Source organism: Bacillus sp. BACIII, assembly GCF_057836745.1.
This window is the reverse complement of record NZ_CM174437.1, coordinates 2,944,047-2,959,395: the sequence shown is the minus strand read 5'-3', so window position 1 is coordinate 2,959,395 and position 15,349 is coordinate 2,944,047. Positions and strand designations below refer to the sequence as shown.

The 15,349-nt window shown below is 44.1% G+C and carries 17 protein-coding genes and 1 pseudogene; 10 read left to right on the top strand and 8 right to left on the bottom strand.

What is annotated here, in order from left to right; all coding sequences use genetic code 11:
* Positions 1-16 precede the first annotated feature (16 nt).
* The 3 genes from ACXN9U_RS14450 to ACXN9U_RS14440 all read left to right on the top strand — a co-directional run bounded on the left by ACXN9U_RS14450 (position 17) and on the right by ACXN9U_RS14440 (position 3,405).
* Complete coding sequence (locus ACXN9U_RS14450; protein WP_016938111.1) at positions 17-568, top strand: cysteine hydrolase family protein; 552 nt, start codon at positions 17-19, stop codon at positions 566-568.
* A 17-nt stretch (positions 569-585) separates the two neighbouring features.
* Positions 586-2,052, top strand: coding sequence for a nicotinate phosphoribosyltransferase (locus tag ACXN9U_RS14445; RefSeq protein ID WP_489201817.1), 1,467 nt, complete (start codon positions 586-588; stop codon positions 2,050-2,052).
* Positions 2,053-2,181: 129 nt separating this feature from the next.
* The gene (locus ACXN9U_RS14440; RefSeq protein ID WP_198698074.1) at positions 2,182-3,405 is read left to right on the top strand and encodes an EAL and HDOD domain-containing protein; all 1,224 of its coding nucleotides are present in this window, start codon (positions 2,182-2,184) and stop codon (positions 3,403-3,405) included.
* 4 nt (positions 3,406-3,409) lie between these two features.
* Here the strand turns inward: ACXN9U_RS14440 and ACXN9U_RS14435 are convergent, their stop codons facing one another.
* Complete coding sequence (locus ACXN9U_RS14435) at positions 3,410-3,751, bottom strand: YuzC family spore coat inner layer protein (RefSeq protein ID WP_489201816.1); 342 nt, start codon at positions 3,749-3,751, stop codon at positions 3,410-3,412.
* A gap of 464 nt (positions 3,752-4,215) precedes the next feature.
* Between ACXN9U_RS14435 and degQ the strand changes: the two genes are divergently transcribed.
* The 6 genes and pseudogenes from degQ (at position 4,216) to ACXN9U_RS14405 (ending at position 9,044) form a co-directional block, all read left to right on the top strand.
* On the top strand, positions 4,216-4,356 hold the full coding sequence (gene degQ / locus ACXN9U_RS14430) for a degradation enzyme regulation protein DegQ (RefSeq protein WP_013353398.1): 141 nt from the start codon (positions 4,216-4,218) through the stop codon (positions 4,354-4,356).
* A 151-nt stretch (positions 4,357-4,507) separates the two neighbouring features.
* Positions 4,508-5,413 carry a polyprenyl synthetase family protein gene (locus ACXN9U_RS14425; protein WP_269774452.1) on the top strand — a complete coding sequence of 302 codons (906 nt, stop codon included), beginning with the start codon at positions 4,508-4,510 and terminating at the stop codon, positions 5,411-5,413.
* The gene (gene comX, locus ACXN9U_RS14420; protein WP_269774383.1) at positions 5,413-5,583 is read left to right on the top strand and encodes a competence pheromone ComX; all 171 of its coding nucleotides are present in this window, start codon (positions 5,413-5,415) and stop codon (positions 5,581-5,583) included. Before ACXN9U_RS14425 ends, comX begins: the two co-directional genes overlap by 1 nt.
* 23 nt (positions 5,584-5,606) lie before the next feature.
* A pseudogene (locus ACXN9U_RS14415) lies at positions 5,607-7,914 on the top strand (sensor histidine kinase).
* An 80-nt stretch (positions 7,915-7,994) separates the two neighbouring features.
* Positions 7,995-8,639, top strand: coding sequence for a two-component system response regulator ComA (comA, locus tag ACXN9U_RS14410; protein ID WP_016938117.1), 645 nt, complete (start codon positions 7,995-7,997; stop codon positions 8,637-8,639).
* Positions 8,640-8,660: 21 nt separating this feature from the next.
* Entirely contained in the window at positions 8,661-9,044 is a 384-nt protein-coding gene (locus tag ACXN9U_RS14405; RefSeq protein WP_060964423.1) for a hotdog fold thioesterase, read from the top strand.
* A 39-nt stretch (positions 9,045-9,083) separates the two neighbouring features.
* Here the strand turns inward: ACXN9U_RS14405 and mnhG are convergent, their stop codons facing one another.
* From mnhG to ACXN9U_RS14370, 7 genes are read right to left on the bottom strand one after another with little or no spacing between them, the layout of a single operon-like run.
* Positions 9,084-9,458, bottom strand: a complete 375-nt coding sequence (gene mnhG / locus ACXN9U_RS14400; RefSeq protein WP_016938119.1) for a monovalent cation/H(+) antiporter subunit G — start codon at positions 9,456-9,458, stop codon at positions 9,084-9,086.
* Positions 9,442-9,726 carry a Na(+)/H(+) antiporter subunit F1 gene (locus tag ACXN9U_RS14395; RefSeq protein ID WP_016938120.1) on the bottom strand — a complete coding sequence of 95 codons (285 nt, stop codon included), beginning with the start codon at positions 9,724-9,726 and terminating at the stop codon, positions 9,442-9,444. The genes mnhG and ACXN9U_RS14395 overlap by 17 nt, the downstream gene beginning before the upstream one ends.
* Positions 9,726-10,202, bottom strand: a complete 477-nt coding sequence (locus ACXN9U_RS14390; RefSeq protein ID WP_060964425.1) for a Na+/H+ antiporter subunit E — start codon at positions 10,200-10,202, stop codon at positions 9,726-9,728. The genes ACXN9U_RS14395 and ACXN9U_RS14390 overlap by 1 nt, the downstream gene beginning before the upstream one ends.
* A 5-nt stretch (positions 10,203-10,207) precedes the next feature.
* Positions 10,208-11,689, bottom strand: a complete 1,482-nt coding sequence (locus tag ACXN9U_RS14385) for a Na+/H+ antiporter subunit D (protein ID WP_060964426.1) — start codon at positions 11,687-11,689, stop codon at positions 10,208-10,210.
* Positions 11,682-12,023: a Na(+)/H(+) antiporter subunit C gene (locus tag ACXN9U_RS14380; RefSeq protein ID WP_003152063.1), complete on the bottom strand. Its 342-nt coding sequence runs from the start codon at positions 12,021-12,023 to the stop codon at positions 11,682-11,684. The genes ACXN9U_RS14385 and ACXN9U_RS14380 overlap by 8 nt, the downstream gene beginning before the upstream one ends.
* On the bottom strand, positions 12,023-12,454 hold the full coding sequence (locus tag ACXN9U_RS14375; protein ID WP_007613424.1) for a Na(+)/H(+) antiporter subunit B: 432 nt from the start codon (positions 12,452-12,454) through the stop codon (positions 12,023-12,025). Before ACXN9U_RS14375 ends, ACXN9U_RS14380 begins: the two co-directional genes overlap by 1 nt.
* Positions 12,451-14,853 (bottom strand): Na+/H+ antiporter subunit A, encoded by a 2,403-nt coding sequence (locus ACXN9U_RS14370; protein ID WP_489201815.1) that lies wholly within the window; start codon positions 14,851-14,853, stop codon positions 12,451-12,453. The genes ACXN9U_RS14375 and ACXN9U_RS14370 overlap by 4 nt, the downstream gene beginning before the upstream one ends.
* A 240-nt stretch (positions 14,854-15,093) precedes the next feature.
* Between ACXN9U_RS14370 and ACXN9U_RS14365 the strand changes: the two genes are divergently transcribed.
* Positions 15,094-15,312, top strand: coding sequence for a hypothetical protein (locus tag ACXN9U_RS14365; RefSeq protein ID WP_489201814.1), 219 nt, complete (start codon positions 15,094-15,096; stop codon positions 15,310-15,312).
* The last annotated feature ends 37 nt before the right edge of the window (positions 15,313-15,349 follow it).

Sequence of the window (15,349 nt, the reverse complement as noted above, 5' to 3'; positions counted from 1 at the left end):
GGCGGGGAGGCCGGCTATGAAAAAAGCATTTATTTGCATTGATTATACGAATGATTTTGCAGCAGAGAACGGAGCCTTAACCTGCGGAGAACCCGCAAGGCAAATTGAGGATAAGATTGTCAGTTTGACGCAAGCATTTATAGAAAATGGTGATTACGTTGTCTTTGCGGTAGATTCACATGATGCAGACGATGACTTTCATCCGGAAACACGCCTGTTTCCTCCGCATAATATCAACGGCACGGAGGGCAAAGAGCTGTACGGAAAGCTCTCGCCTCTTTATGAGAAACATAAACACGCAAAAAACGTAAGCTACATGGAAAAATCGAGATATTCTGCTTTTGCTGGAACGGATTTAGAGCTGAAACTGCGGGAACGGCAGATCACTGAACTGCATCTTGCGGGCCTGTGCACCGACATCTGCGTTCTTCACACGGCGGTTGACGCCTACAACAAGGGCTTTCAGATCGTCATTCATCAAAACGCTGTGGCAAGCTTTAATCCGGAAGGGCATGAATGGGCGCTGTCCCATTTTAAGAACAGCATCGGAGCGCAAGTGGCAGAGTAAGGAAGGGGAAAACAATTTTGGTGGAGCATGGTTTTAAAGACGACAGTTTGTCTTTACATACAGATCTTTATCAAATTAATATGGCCGAAACGTACTGGAGAGACGGCATTCATGAGAAAAAAGCGATTTTTGAGCTTTTTTTCAGAAAGCTTCCCTTTGAAAACGGCTATGCGGTATTTGCGGGCTTAGAAAAAGCAATCGAATACTTGGAGAACTTCAAGTTTACCGACAGCGATCTGAACTATTTAAAAACGGAATTGCACTATGCTGATGATTTCATTGATTATTTGCGGGATCTGTCATTTACCGGATCTCTTTACAGCATGAAAGAAGGAGAGCTCGTCTTTAACAACGAACCGATTATGCGGGTCGAAGCGCCCCTCATTGAAGCGCAGCTGATTGAGACGGCTCTGCTTAACATTGTGAATTACCAAACATTAATCGCCACGAAAGCGGCCCGCATTAAAGGCGTAGTCGGTGATGAAGACGCCCTTGAATTCGGCACGCGGCGCGCCCATGAAATGGATGCGGCTATGTGGGGAGCGAGAGCGGCTCTGATCGGCGGCTTCAGCGCGACGAGTAATGTAAGAGCCGGAAAGCGTTTTAATATACCGGTATCCGGCACGCACGCTCATGCACTCGTGCAAGCGTACCGCGATGAGTACACGGCTTTTAAGAAATATGCGGAGACGCACAGAGACTGCGTGTTCCTCGTCGATACGTACGATACGATCCGTTCAGGCATGCCGAATGCGATTAAAGTCGCAAAAGAATTCGGCGACCGGATCAACTTCATCGGCATCCGCTTAGACAGCGGGGACTTGGCGTACCTGTCAAAAAAAGCGCGTGAAATGCTTGATGAAGCGGGTTTCAAAGACGCGAAGGTCATTGCTTCAAGCGACCTTGATGAGCACACGATATTAAATCTGAAATCGCAGGGAGCGAAAATCGATACATGGGGAATCGGCACAAAGCTGATTACCGCATACGATCAGCCGGCCCTCGGCGCGGTTTACAAGCTTGTCGCCATTGAAGAGGACGGCAAACTGACCGACACCATCAAGATTTCGTCGAACCCTGAAAAAGTGACAACACCGGGAAGAAAGAAAGTATACCGGATTATCAACAAGCTGAACCACCACTCGGAAGGGGATTATATCGCTCTTTATGACGAGCGGGTAAATGACCAGAAACGGTTAAAAATGTTCCATCCCGTTCACACGTTCGTCAGCAAATTCGTCACTGATTTCTATGCGAAAGATCTGCATGAGCCGATTTTTGAAAACGGCGTTTTATGCTATGATAATCCCGAAATTACCGACATCCAGCAATACGTGCAGGATAACCTCAAACTTTTGTGGGAGGAATACAAACGGATCAGCAAGCCGGAAGAATATCCGGTTGATTTAAGCGAAGACTGCTGGAGCAACAAGATGCAGCGGATTCATGAGATCAAAAGCAAGCTGAAACGGGAGCTTGAATAGAAGACAAAGCAGCCTTTCCTTTCTCTGGAAAGGCTTTTTGTTTGCGATAATATTTTTCACATTTAGACAAATTTCGTCAAATTATTTGATATACTTATGTTCGAAGGCCGCATCTAAGGGGGTAAATGAATGAAGGTGTTTGTTGCGAGACAGCCTATCTTCAACAGGAATGAACAGGTTGTTGCTTATGAACTTCTTTACCGGGAGAGCGAAGAGAACCGTTATTCGGCCGCAGACGGAGATAAAGCTACGACTGATCTCATTATTAACAGCTTTATCAACATCGGAATCGAAAAGCTGACTGAGGGAAAACGCTGCTTTGTGAATTTTACAGAAAGCCTGATGTTTTCAGATCTCCCTACCTCCTTTGATCCTGACCAGCTCATTATCGAAATTCTTGAGGACATACCGATCACTCCGGCTCTGATCTCAAGATGCAGACAGCTGAAGAAATTAGGATATACATTAGCACTGGATGATTTTTACGCCATCAATCCGGCAAATGAAGAATTATTGGAACAGCTGATGAAATATATTGATATTTTAAAAATCGACTTTTTGCAATCCTCGCGTCTGGAACGCAAAAAAATCATTCAGACGTACAGCTGTAAAAGCCTGATTTATTTAGCGGAAAAAGTGGAGACAAGAAAAGATTACAAACAGGCGGCCATAGACGGCTTTCACCTGTTTCAAGGATATTTTTTCAGTGAACCGCGTGTCATCAGCGGGAATGATCTGACGTTTCATTTTCATTCTTATTACCAGCTTTTAAACGAATTAAACCAAGACCAGCCCAATATAGAGCGCGTGACGGAATACATAGAGCGGGACGTTACATTATCGTATCAGATTCTGCGTTTTTTAAACGGATCGCAGACAAGGCTGAAAAAAAAGATAGACAGCATACGGCAGGCCATCATGATGCTTGGGCTGAATGAGATTAAGCGCTTGATTTACATTCTTTCATTCAGAGATTTAACGGCGAAAAGCCACTCAAGCCAAAAAGAAATCATTAAGATTTCCTTAATCAGGGCCAAGCTGTGCGAACTGCTTGCGAAAAGGACCGGAAGACCGCAGCCCGCTTCCTACATGCTGATCGGCATGTTTTCACTCATCGATACGCTTCTCCACAGGGAGCTGGAGGATATCGTCAAAGAACTGCCTTTAATTGATGAAGTCGGACAGGCGCTGCTCGGTTATGAAAACGATTATTATAAGATGCTCGGGCTCGTCAAAGCCATTGAATGCAACAACTGGGACTGTGACGAATGGGGAAAAGAACTGGACAAAGAAGCAGCGTATGAATGTTACTTGCAGGCAATCGAATGGTGCCGGCAGCTGATCGTGGATTGATGCTTTAAGCTGACCACCTGAGGGCGATGATGAACCGGCTTTGCTCCCTGATCAGACTGACGCGGATGCCGTCGGGATTAAATGTCACGTCAAAGTCATTTTTGATGCCGGTCTGCTTAATGAGCCGCTTGACTGCTGCGGCGTCAGATGATTCCGCTGCGGTGAGGATGCGGCGCGCAAGCTCTTTTGACGCCGACAGCCGCGCAAGAAGCAGACGGGCATCCTCCAGCATGCCCGCAGCGTCTTTTGCGGACGTTGTCAAAATATTTGCGGAAGCCTGGGGGCTAGGCGCAGGATGGCGGTACGGAGCGGCGAAAACAGGGCAGCATAGATACACATAATGCATGCGGCGGCCTCCTTCTGAGATAACATTCGTTATATATGAGTATAGGCCGCGTGATAACGAGTTATGACATGCAAAAAGACCACAATGCGGGGGTTGCGGTCTTTTCGGTGTTTGTCGGTGGATATGCGACGCTGTTCGCCCATTCTGTTTTGAAATTGCGACGACGGGGACTATAGTCCTTGTCGGTTTGTCGGAAAACCGTTAAAAAAACAGCAGAACCACAAAATTGATCTGCTTCATCCCAAACGTCTGCCTTTATCGTAGTTATATAGTCCTGTTCGTTAAACGCTCTGTTCGGGACTATAGGATTATCGAGGTTTGCGGTGTCACGCAGATACTTTTACACATACTTTTCGGTGAAAAATCCCGCAAAAACGTTTACACTATTAGTAACAGATCAAATACCTAGGACTCGTTCACCATACACAATTCATTGATCTTTCAAAAAAAGGAGTGTGGAAACGGTGGAAAAGAAATTAGAAGAAGTAAAGCAATTATTATTCCGACTTGAAAATGATATCAGAGAAACAACCGACTCTTTACGAAACATTAACAAAAGCATTGATCAGCTCGATAAATTCTCATATGCAATGAAAATTTCTTAAAAAGACTTGGAAACAAGTCTTTTTTTTGTGCATTTTTCACCCATTTCATGGATAAAGTATTATACGATTGTTAAAAAACGAAAAACCTGCTGTCTTTCATCACCTGCATTTAGTAAAATAGAATGGGAGGGTGAAGACAATTATTGAGCAAATGTGTTTAGATGCCGAAACGATTAAAGAGAAGATGAAGGAAATTGTAAATGATAATCTTTACAATTCAGATTTGATCAGTCTGCTGTGCTCTTTCATTGATACTAAAGATTCCTTCCTCTTTGGAAACCTGGCCTATCAGCATTACATAGCATTCCATGGAGAAAATTTCAAAGAAATAGAGCTACTGGCTGCTGGAATTGAATTGTTGATTTTATCATTTGATATCTTGGATGACCATGAAGATGAGGATAATGACAGTGCTCTTTGGATGAAAATTGACCGCTCAGTTTCGCTAAATGCATCAACATCTCTCTATACAATTAGTCTCCATCTCATTAATTCGCTTTGTACAGTTTCTGAATTTTCTCAGTTAGCCTTAAAATATGCATTAGAAGCAATGCAGGGGCAGCATGATGACTTAAGGAATGTGGCCGAGACTGAAGAAGAGTGCCTCGAAATGATAAAACATAAATCAGGTTCACTTACTGCGATGCCATGTGTACTGGGAACAATGCTTGCATCCGGGGAATATAACGAGACTGTTGAGAATTATTCTTACTTGTTAGGAATTGTGAAACAAATAGAGAATGATTATTATGGGTTATTTAATAAAGAACGCAGTGATATTAACAAAAAAAGAAATAACTTAGTTTTATTATACTTAAAACGAAAATTTAATCCGATGTCAGTATTAATTCTTAAAATAATGAATTCAAACCAGGAATATCAATTATTGCTTTCAGATAAAGACGCGTTCAAACAAAAGCTTTGGGATGCTGGGGTGATTCAATATATTTCTATCATGATTAAATTATATGAAGATAAAATAATGAATGAATTAAACAAAATAAATATTGAAATTGAGTTATTGCATTACAAATCATTGAATGAGGGCACAGTATAATGAATCAAGACATCGTAAATTATTTAATGAAAAACCCAGAAGTACTAGAGAAATTAAAAAAAGAAGAAGTTAGTTTACTTAGTATCCCAAATTCACTTATCCCAACTATTCTTGAGATTTTTGATAATAATGTAAAAATAAGAAAAAATGACCCAGCTTGGTTTACTTAAAAAAACAAGAGAGTTGTGGTTCCTTGAGACAATTGCTGAAATGTTTTACGGTTGCTTTATTATTGTTCGGAATTTTTTATTTTACTTTTATAATTTATTATACTCAGAATGGAATATTAATAGGAACAAAAGTAGTTCAGTCTTCTAACCAAGAATTAAAAGTTGTGGATATTTCAAAATCTTCTTATGGAAGAATAATGGGTCTAAAAATTGGGGACAGAATTACTGAAATAAATGGCGGAAAACCTAAAAAAGAAAATATTTATGGTTCATACCTTGCGAAAATTAAGTATTTAAAAGTTGAGAGAGACGGGCGTTTAATAGAACTTAAAAATATTGAATTCATTTATTTAGATAGTCCATATAGTTTCTTTTCGTATATTATTCCGTGTATCTTTTTTCTTCTTAGTTTAATATGCATATTTTATATATTTAAAGTCAACCTAAGAAAAGATAGCGTCTCAGCGTATATACTTATTTGCTTTTTACTGTGTATTTCTATTGCATACTTAAGCGCAGGAGGGGTTACAAGAGGTTATCGTATTAATAGGTACATTAATCTTTACACCTTTTTAGCTGTGCCTGTTTTATATCTAAATTTCTTGCATCAATATTTCAAAGAACTTAAAGTGGAATTTTCGAGAGGAATTTACGTTGGTTTATTGTACCTTCTTCCTCTAATCAATATCCTGCTTGAATTATTTAGAGATAGAATAGGTCATCATTTAATTGTAAGCCTTAACCTTTTAACATTTTTATTAGAAATGATTGTAGTTTATGTTAGTCTCATATTATATCAAATAAAACATAGAAAAAGGGATTTCTCTTACCTGTTAAAAGTACTTCTGGTTTCTAATACAATTGCTTTTTTCCCCTTTTCTTTATTATATATTGCTCCATTGATTATTTTTGGACAATATGTATATAGCGCTGTAGTTACTGCACCTTTTCTTCTGCTCATACCTTTAGCATTGGTATATCAATTTGTCGTAAATAAGATTTACAACATTGATTTCTTGTTAGGCCGTTTGAGGTATTATTGCTTGTTAGCAGTTATTCCGACGATAGGAATCGTTTGGGTATTTGTAGTATTCATCAACAAAAATGAAAATTTTGACACTTTCCAAATTACATTGTTTGTATTTCTAATCATGCTAGCCGTTTTTTATTTCAAAGAAGTTCTAGACTTTAAGTTTCGCTTAAAGCGTTTCTCTGAAAAATACAATTACCAAGACAGCATATTTAAATATACACAGCTTCTTAAAAGCGTATCAGCTTTAAATCAAGTGTTTATGAATTTGAAAAAGACTATTTTGGACGTCTTGCCTGTTAGTAAAGCTTATATATTTGAAATCAATTCTGACGGAGACATTCTGTATTTTGATAAACAGAACATCGAACCGAACTGGCAGCCGTATAAAAAAGAATTTGATAAAGTTACATCAGAGATTGGGAAGATTATTGAAGTAAATCAAGGTTTTCTGATGAAGATCGGAGAAAGAGGCGCCAATTCATACATTCTGCTCTGTTTATCCAGCATTAATACCCCGAGACTGACAAGAGATGAGATATCTTGGTTAAAGACATTGTCTTTTTATACAAGTGTTTCGATGGAAAACATATTGCAGATCGAAGAACTCATGAATCATTTACAAGACCTAAAACAACAAGGCTCAAACCCGGTCTGGCTCAAAAAGCTGATGTTTACGATCGAGGAAAAGCAGCGGTCGGATCTGGCCCGTGATCTGCATGATTCGGTGCTGCAGGATTTGATTTCTTTGAAGCGTCAGTGTGAGCTGTTTCTGGCTGATTTTAAAAGAGAAGAGCCTTGCCAGTTTAGAGGTGCAGGACAAGCTTCATCAGATGAATGAGCAGATGTCGGATGTCATTTTGATGACCCGGGAGACGTGCCATGAGCTTCGGCCTCAGCTGCTGTATGATTTGGGTCTGGTCAAGGCGTTATCCAAGCTTGCCGCGCAGCAGCAGGAGCGTGCGCCGTTTCATATCCGTCTGAATACGGGCCGGTTTACGGCGGCGCTGGATTTGGATACGCAGCTGAATTTGTACCGCATCATTCAGGAATTTCTTTCGAATGCCATGAAGCATTCACAGGCCAATGAGGTGCTGATTATGCTGATCAGCATTCAAAATAAAGTGATTCTGCATTATGAAGATGACGGGGTCGGGTGCAATCAGGAAGAAGGCGGCGGACAGTCGATGAGCATGGGGCTTTCGGGCATTAAGGAGCGCGTCCGGGCGCTTGACGGCCGGATGAAAATCGACACAAGTGAAGGAAATGGTTTTAAAGCGGATATTGAAATGGAATTGTAACCAATTTATCACCAAATCGACTTGGCAGAAGCCAAGTCTTTTTAATAAAATGGAAATGAATGAGTAAAAGGGAGGAAACCATGAAAAAGATACTAGTGATTGATGATCATCCGGCTGTCATGGAGGGCACCAAGACGATTCTGGAAACGGACACGAATCTTTCTGTCGATTGCCTCAGTCCCGATGCCAGTGAACAGTTCGTTCTCCGGCATGATTTTTCAGCTTACGATCTCATATTAATGGATTTAAATCTGGGTGATGACCTCAGCGGCATAGAGCTTTCCAAGAAAATCTTAAAAGAGAATCCTCTCTGTAAAATCATTGTCTACACAGGCTATGAAGTTGAAGATTATTTTGAAGAATCCATCCGCGCGGGCCTGCATGGCGCCATCAGCAAAACCGAATCTAAAGAGAAAATCATGCAATACATATATCACGTGCTCAACGGACAGATTTTAGTTGATTTCTCCTATTTCAAACAGCTGATGACCCAGCAAAAAACAAAAACGTCTTCTTCCCCTCAAAGTGAGCAGGATCGGTTAACTCCGAGAGAGCGCCATATTCTCCAAGAGGTCGAAAAAGGTTTGACCAATCAGGAAATCGCCGATGCGCTTCACTTAAGCAAGCGGTCGATTGAATACAGCCTGACATCCATTTTTAATAAGCTGAATGTCGGCTCCCGCACTGAAGCGGTGCTGATCGCCAAGTCAGATAATGTACTATAAACTTTGAAAGGAGAATGATCTATGAATCTGAATCATACATTGCTCGGCGCACTCGGCATTGAAATCACTGAAAACACGGCGGGGAGATGCGTCGCGGTTATGCCGGTGGATAAGAGGACGGTGCAGCCTTTCGGATATCTGCACGGAGGCGCCTCCGCAGCGCTGGCGGAGACTGTTGCAAGCATCGGCGCCCAGCATTTTATCGACCAGTCGAAACAGGCGTGTGTCGGGCTTGAGATTAATGCCAATCATTTAAAATCCGTGAAAGAGGGCGGTACGGTCACGGCGATTGCGGAACCCGTTCACACGGGCAGGACAACCATTGTGTACGGGATTAACATTTTCGATGAAAGAGAAAGACTGATCTGTGTGTCCCGCTGCACGCTGGCTGTTATAACAAAATAAACAAACAGCCGGAACCCTGAATCGTCCGGCTGTTTGTTTTTACAAATATGAATCTTCTTTTCGTTTGATCACAAAGTTTCTGATCCCTTTATAATCATCTTGAACGCTGCGTTTATCAAGCGCCGTTCCCGAGTTATACGCGGCTCTGCATATGAGGTGCGCCCCGACCGGCGCCGTCAGCAGGATAAAAATGATGCCGAGCAGTATTTTTACGGAAATTTCTCCGGTCAGCATCCACAAGTAACCTAACACCCCGAGCAATATCAAATTAACGCCGAGTGTCGAGCCTTTTGAAGAGGCGTGGGCGCGTGTATACATGTCAGGAAGTCTGAGTGTGCCGAAAGACGCGACCAGGCAGATCAGCGATCCCATCAGAATACAAACGGCGACGGCCCATTTAACGATTTCGATCATTTTCGATAATCTCTCCTTTCTCCAAAAACTTAGCGAAGGCAATCGTGCCGATAAATGATAAAATGCCGAGCAGCAGAATGATGTCCAAAAAGGCCGTTGTTCTTAAGAGGATGGATACGAGCGCGGTCATGGCAATCAGATTGATGCCGATCCCATCAAGCGCGACGACCCGGTCCGGTATCGTAGGCCCTTTAATGACTCGAATGACGTACAGAAGAGTCGAAACCGCCATAATGCCGAGTGATAATTGCAGAATAAACGTAAACATCAGCGGCTCACCTCCTGAATGGCTTTCTCAAAAGAGACGCGGATGTCATGAATCGCTTTCTCCGCATCCTCAATGTCCATGGCGTGTATATAGAGAATCGACCGGTCATCGGAGATATCCATCACAAGCGTACCCGGTGTCAGAGTGATTAACAGTGAGAGCAGTGTGATCTCCCAATCCTCCGTCAGTTCCGTCTTAAACGCGAAAATGCCCGGGCGGATGTTCATCTTCGGCGAGATAACGGTTTTCAGCACGCTGACATTGGCCAGATATAATTCTTTTATAAAGATCAGCATCAGTCTGATGACCGACCATATTTTCCAAATGTAAAACGGCCGCGAGAAGAAGCGCCGGAAAAAAAACAGCGCCGCCAAGCCCGCGATAAATCCGGTAACAAATCCCGCCGCGCTGAGGCTGTTTGTGAGAAACATCCAGCAAACAGCGAGAAGAACATTTAATAATAGTTGCAAAGCCATGCCATCTACTCCTTCAAAACAGCTTCAATGTATTTTTCCGGATTCAGCAGATTCTCAGCCGTCTGATTGACATACGGTGAAACCCATTCGGTTCCGAGCCCGAACAGAAGCGACAAAAGGAGAAAAGCGGCTGCCGGATAAAGAAGCCCTTTTGCGGACCGTCCGCCCGCGCCAGGGATTTCTTTTTCTTCTCCCCAAAAAGCCGTCGTAAAAACCTTCAGCACGGAATACAGCACAAGCAGGCTCGACAAGAGAATCAATACGGAAAACAATGTTTCCCCCTGATCAAAACCGCCTTCAGCAATCTTCAGCTTGCCCACAAATCCGCTGAATGGCGGGATGCCGGCCAAAGATATGGCGGAGATAAAGAACATCCAGCCCAAAACGGGATAACGGGTGATCAGGCCGCTCATTTTATGCAGACTGGCCGTGCCGGTCAGCGTGATAAGCGTTCCCGCCAGCATAAACAGCGCTCCTTTAATCAGCATATCGTGAATCAAGTAATAAACCGCTCCTTGAATGGAGGCCGGGGTGTTCATGGCGATGCCGAATAAAATCACGCCGACGGCTGTAATAATATTATAGATGACGATTTTCATGACATCCGAAAAGGCGATAGACCCGATTACGCCGAATAATACCGTCAGCATCGCAAGCCACATCATCAATTGGTGGGTAAAGCCTGCATCGTGAATGAAAATCAGGGTGAATACTCTCAAAATGGCGTACAGGCCGACTTTCGTCAAAAGAGATCCGAATAAGGCCGAAATCGCAGCCGGCGGGGCGTAATAAGAGCCCGGCATCCAGAAATACAGCGGGAATATCCCGCCCTTTAAACCGAAAACGACGAGAAACAGGACGCCGATGACACTTATCAGCCCGGTCTGGCCCGATTCGCTGATTTTCACGCTTAAATCAGCCATATTCAGCGTCCCCGTCACCGCATATAAGTAACCGACACCGATGACAAAAAACGCGGATGACACAATGTTAAACACGATATACTTCAATGATTCTCTTAATTGAATTTTCGTTCCGCCAAGCACGATCAGCATGTAGGATGCGATAAGCAGAAGCTCAAAAAAGACGTACATGTTGAACAGGTCACCCGTCAAAAACGCTCCGCTTACACCCGCCAGAAGAAACTGCACCCCTGAATAATAGAAAGCGCGCTCCCGTTTTTCTCCGATAGAGCGGAAGGAGTAAAGGATGACGAGCAACCCGATTATGGCGGTTGTCAAAACAAGCAGTGCGGCAAGCTGGTCAGCGGCGAGCACAATGCCGTACGGCGCTTTCCATCCGCCGAGTGTCAGCGTCTGAATTCCGTGTGTAAAAACCGTTTGAACGAGAACGGCGCTGATGGCGATGGAGACACAGGAAGCGGCAGTGCTGAATATCCGCATCAGCATCACGTGCCTGTTCATAAAAATCAGCAGCACTGCGCAAAGCAGCGGCACCAGAATAGGCAATATCACAAAGTTATTCATGTTGATCATTTCCCCTCATTCGATCCATATCGTCCGTTTTCAGTTCCTGATAGGCGCGAAACGCCATCACAAGCAGGAAGGACGTGACGCCGAACGAAATCACGATCGCCGTCAGTATGAGTGCCTGCGGCAGCGGATCGACAAACGATGTGCTTTTTCCGCCCAGTATGGGAGGGGCGCCTTTTTTCAGTCCGCCCATGGTCAGAAGCAGCAAATGGACGCCGTGGCTTAAAAGCGCGGTGCCGATAATCACGCGCAAAAGACTTTTAGAAAGCAGCAGGTAGGTTGCCGCCATAAACAAAATACCGGCAATGACAGACATTAAGATTTCCACTATTCTTCCTCTCCAATCGTTTGAATAATGGTCATCGTCACGCCGACAACAACGAGATACACACCTAAATCAAACAAAGTGGCCGTCGCAAGCTCCGTATTTCCGAGCACCGGGAGATGAAAATGGCCGAATGTATGGGTGAGAAAGGGCGCTCCGAATAAGAACGAACCTGCACCCGTTGCAATCGCGATAAGCAGACCCGCGCCCGCTACATAAATAAAATTGACGGGCAAAATCGACTTGACGGTTTTTAAATCAAAGGCCAAAAGCAAAAGCACAATGGCCGAAGATGTAATCAGCCCGCCGACAAATCCTCCGCCGGGAGCGTTATGCCCCGATAAAAATAAATAGAAAGAGAAAAGCAGAATGATAAAAGATACAAGTTTCGTTGCCGTCTGAAGGATGATGTCGTTTGTTTTTTGCTGTCTCAACGCTCTTCTCCCTCCTCTTTTACTTTCGTTCTGATCATGCCGTAAATGCCGAGTGCAGCAATCGACAGCACCGTGATTTCAAACATCGTGTCAAATCCCCTGAAATCAACGAGGATGACGTTGACGATATTATTGCCTCCGCCAAGCTTATGGCTGTAAGCCGTGAAAAAAGAGGCGATACTGTCTTGTGTTTTTTCGCTGGAAGATGCGATTCCGAGCATTGTCACGATGACGCCGACACCGAGAGAAATGATAAAATTCGTCAGCCGGAATGTTCTGGTCTTCTTTTTCCGCCGCATTTTCGGCAGATGATAAAAACAAAGAAGAAACAAGGCGACGGATATCGTCTCAATGACAAGCTGCGTAAGCGCCAGATCGGGCGCTCTGAAAATCACGAAAAACAGAGCGAGCGTATACCCGACAACTCCGAGTGCGATAATGGCCGTCAGCCGCGATTTGGCGAACACAGTCGCAATCGTTGCGCTCACCATAACGAGCGACAGCACGATTTCATACAGACCGATCTCAGCCATTCCTTTTGTTGTCATGGAAAAGCCGCCTTTCATCACGAACGCCGCTCCGATGAGAATGATAAACGCCGCAAAAATATACAGCAGATAATCCCGCAAAAATCCGGTCATATAAGATGACGTCAGCCGGTAAGATCTTTTTTCCATACTGCCCGTCACCGCATTGTAAAGCCGGTTCAGCGTCAGTTTTTTCGGAAACAGACCGTATACCCGCTCCCATTTAGACAGAGACACGTAACCGATCGTGCCGACAATGATAATGCCGACGGTCATCAGCACTTCAGCGGTCAAACCGTGCCACTGGGAAATGTGGACATGGAATGTATCCCCGCCGGTTAACAGAGCCGGATAAATGGAATTCATCGCCGGTTCAATCAGGCTGTAGGATAAAACATTCGGTGCGAAAAACAGACTGACGGCGCAAGCGGCAAGAATCACCGGCGAAATCAGCATGCCGAGCGGAGCTTCATGCGGCGTCTTTTCAAGCTGATCCGTTTTGCGCGCGCCACTGAACGTTCTGAAAAACAGCTTCATGCTGTAGATAAACGTGAAGACGCTGCCGATCCATGCGAGAACGGGGAACAGCATGCCCCACGTATCCAGGCTGAAAATATCTGCATGAGCAATCCGCAGCATACTTGTAAAGAACATTTCTTTACTTAAGAAGCCGTTAAAAGGAGGGAGGCCGGCCATGGAAAACGTTCCGATCAATGAAACGGTAAACGTTATCGGCATGAGCGCCATCAGTCCGCCGAGCCTGCGGATATCCCTCGTTCCTGTTTCATGGTCGATAATGCCGACCGCCATAAATAAACTTCCTTTAAAAGTAGCATGGTTAATTAAGTGAAACACAGCCGCAGTCACAGCCGCCGTGAAATACTCCGAATGCTGAAAGTGAAGCGCGGCGGCTCCTGCGCCGAGCATCGATACAATCATACCGAGCTGGCTGACTGTGGAAAAAGCCAGAATCGCTTTTAAATCGGTTTGTTTAATCGCGTTGAAGGAAGCCCATACCATCGTGATCAGACCGACTGAGGCAACCGTCCAAAACCAGACAGGTGAAAACGCAAAAACCGGACTGAATCTGGCAATCAGATAAATGCCCGCTTTCACCATTGTTGCCGAGTGCAGGTAGGCGCTGACAGGAGTCGGGGCTTCCATGGCATCAGGAAGCCAGATGTAAAACGGAAACTGCGCTGATTTCGTAAAGGCCCCCAATAACAGGAGAACCATTGCCGGAATAAAGAACGGATGGCCGACGATAATATGCACCTGGTTGACCATTTCCCTGATACTGAATGAGTCCGTCATCAGATACAGCAGGATAAAGCCGCCGAGCATGCACAGTCCGCCGCCGACGGTAATCAGCAGTGATTTTTCCGCACCGTAGCGTGATTTCTCCCGCTTATGCCAATACCCGATTAATAAGAAGGATGACAGGCTTGTCAGCTCCCAGAACATATAAAGCACAATGACGTTATCGACGAGCACAACGCCGAGCATCGCGCCCATAAACATCAGCAGGTACACGTAAAAGGGGCCGAGCTTTTCTTTGTCTTTCGATAAGTAAAAAATACTGTAAAGTGTCACCAGAGAGCCGATGCCCGTAATCAATAAAGCGAATAACAGCCCGAGTCCGTCAATATAAACGGTATAGTTAATGCCGAGGGAAGGAATCCATTCGGCCGCATACCGGACGGTTTCTCCCGCCATTGTCAGCGGGAGCTTGCTGATAAAGTAAACAAACAGCACAACGGGCAATATCAGCACAAACCAGCCTGTATGGACTTGTTTTACCCGTTTATAAAGAAAGGGAACGATAAATGCAAATAAAAAAGGCGCCAAAATCGCGAAATGTAACAGCTGCAACAGAAGACCTCCTTTGCTTGTTTTTCATCAAGCAACTGCTTTATGTAAGAGTGAAAAATCAATTCACGGTCATAGGACCCAGTACAAATTATATCGCACTTTTTTTTACCCTGCTATGGCATAATGTATTCCTCTCTATGTTTTTGTGGTCTTTTGAACCTAAAATAAATTTATCAAATATCCGGATCTTTGTATATACATTTAGCTTTCAGATCAAGCTTTACAAAAGGAGCTGGTCAGATGAAAAGAAAGGCGGCAGCCTGTATTGGAATATTTTGTTCTATTATCGCAGGAACATTCATAGCGGACGATTTCTGCAAAGGGAGGCAGGAGACGGAGGCAGATGAATGGGAGTGTTTTTTTCTCGGGACAGAATACGCGCACGACAAGCTGAGTGCGGCTGAATCAATGCAAAAGCCGTTTCAGCCGCGTGAATATATCAGAATCGTTTATAGATGAAAAGAGTTCCGGCATCAGGGCGCGGAACTCTTTTTGT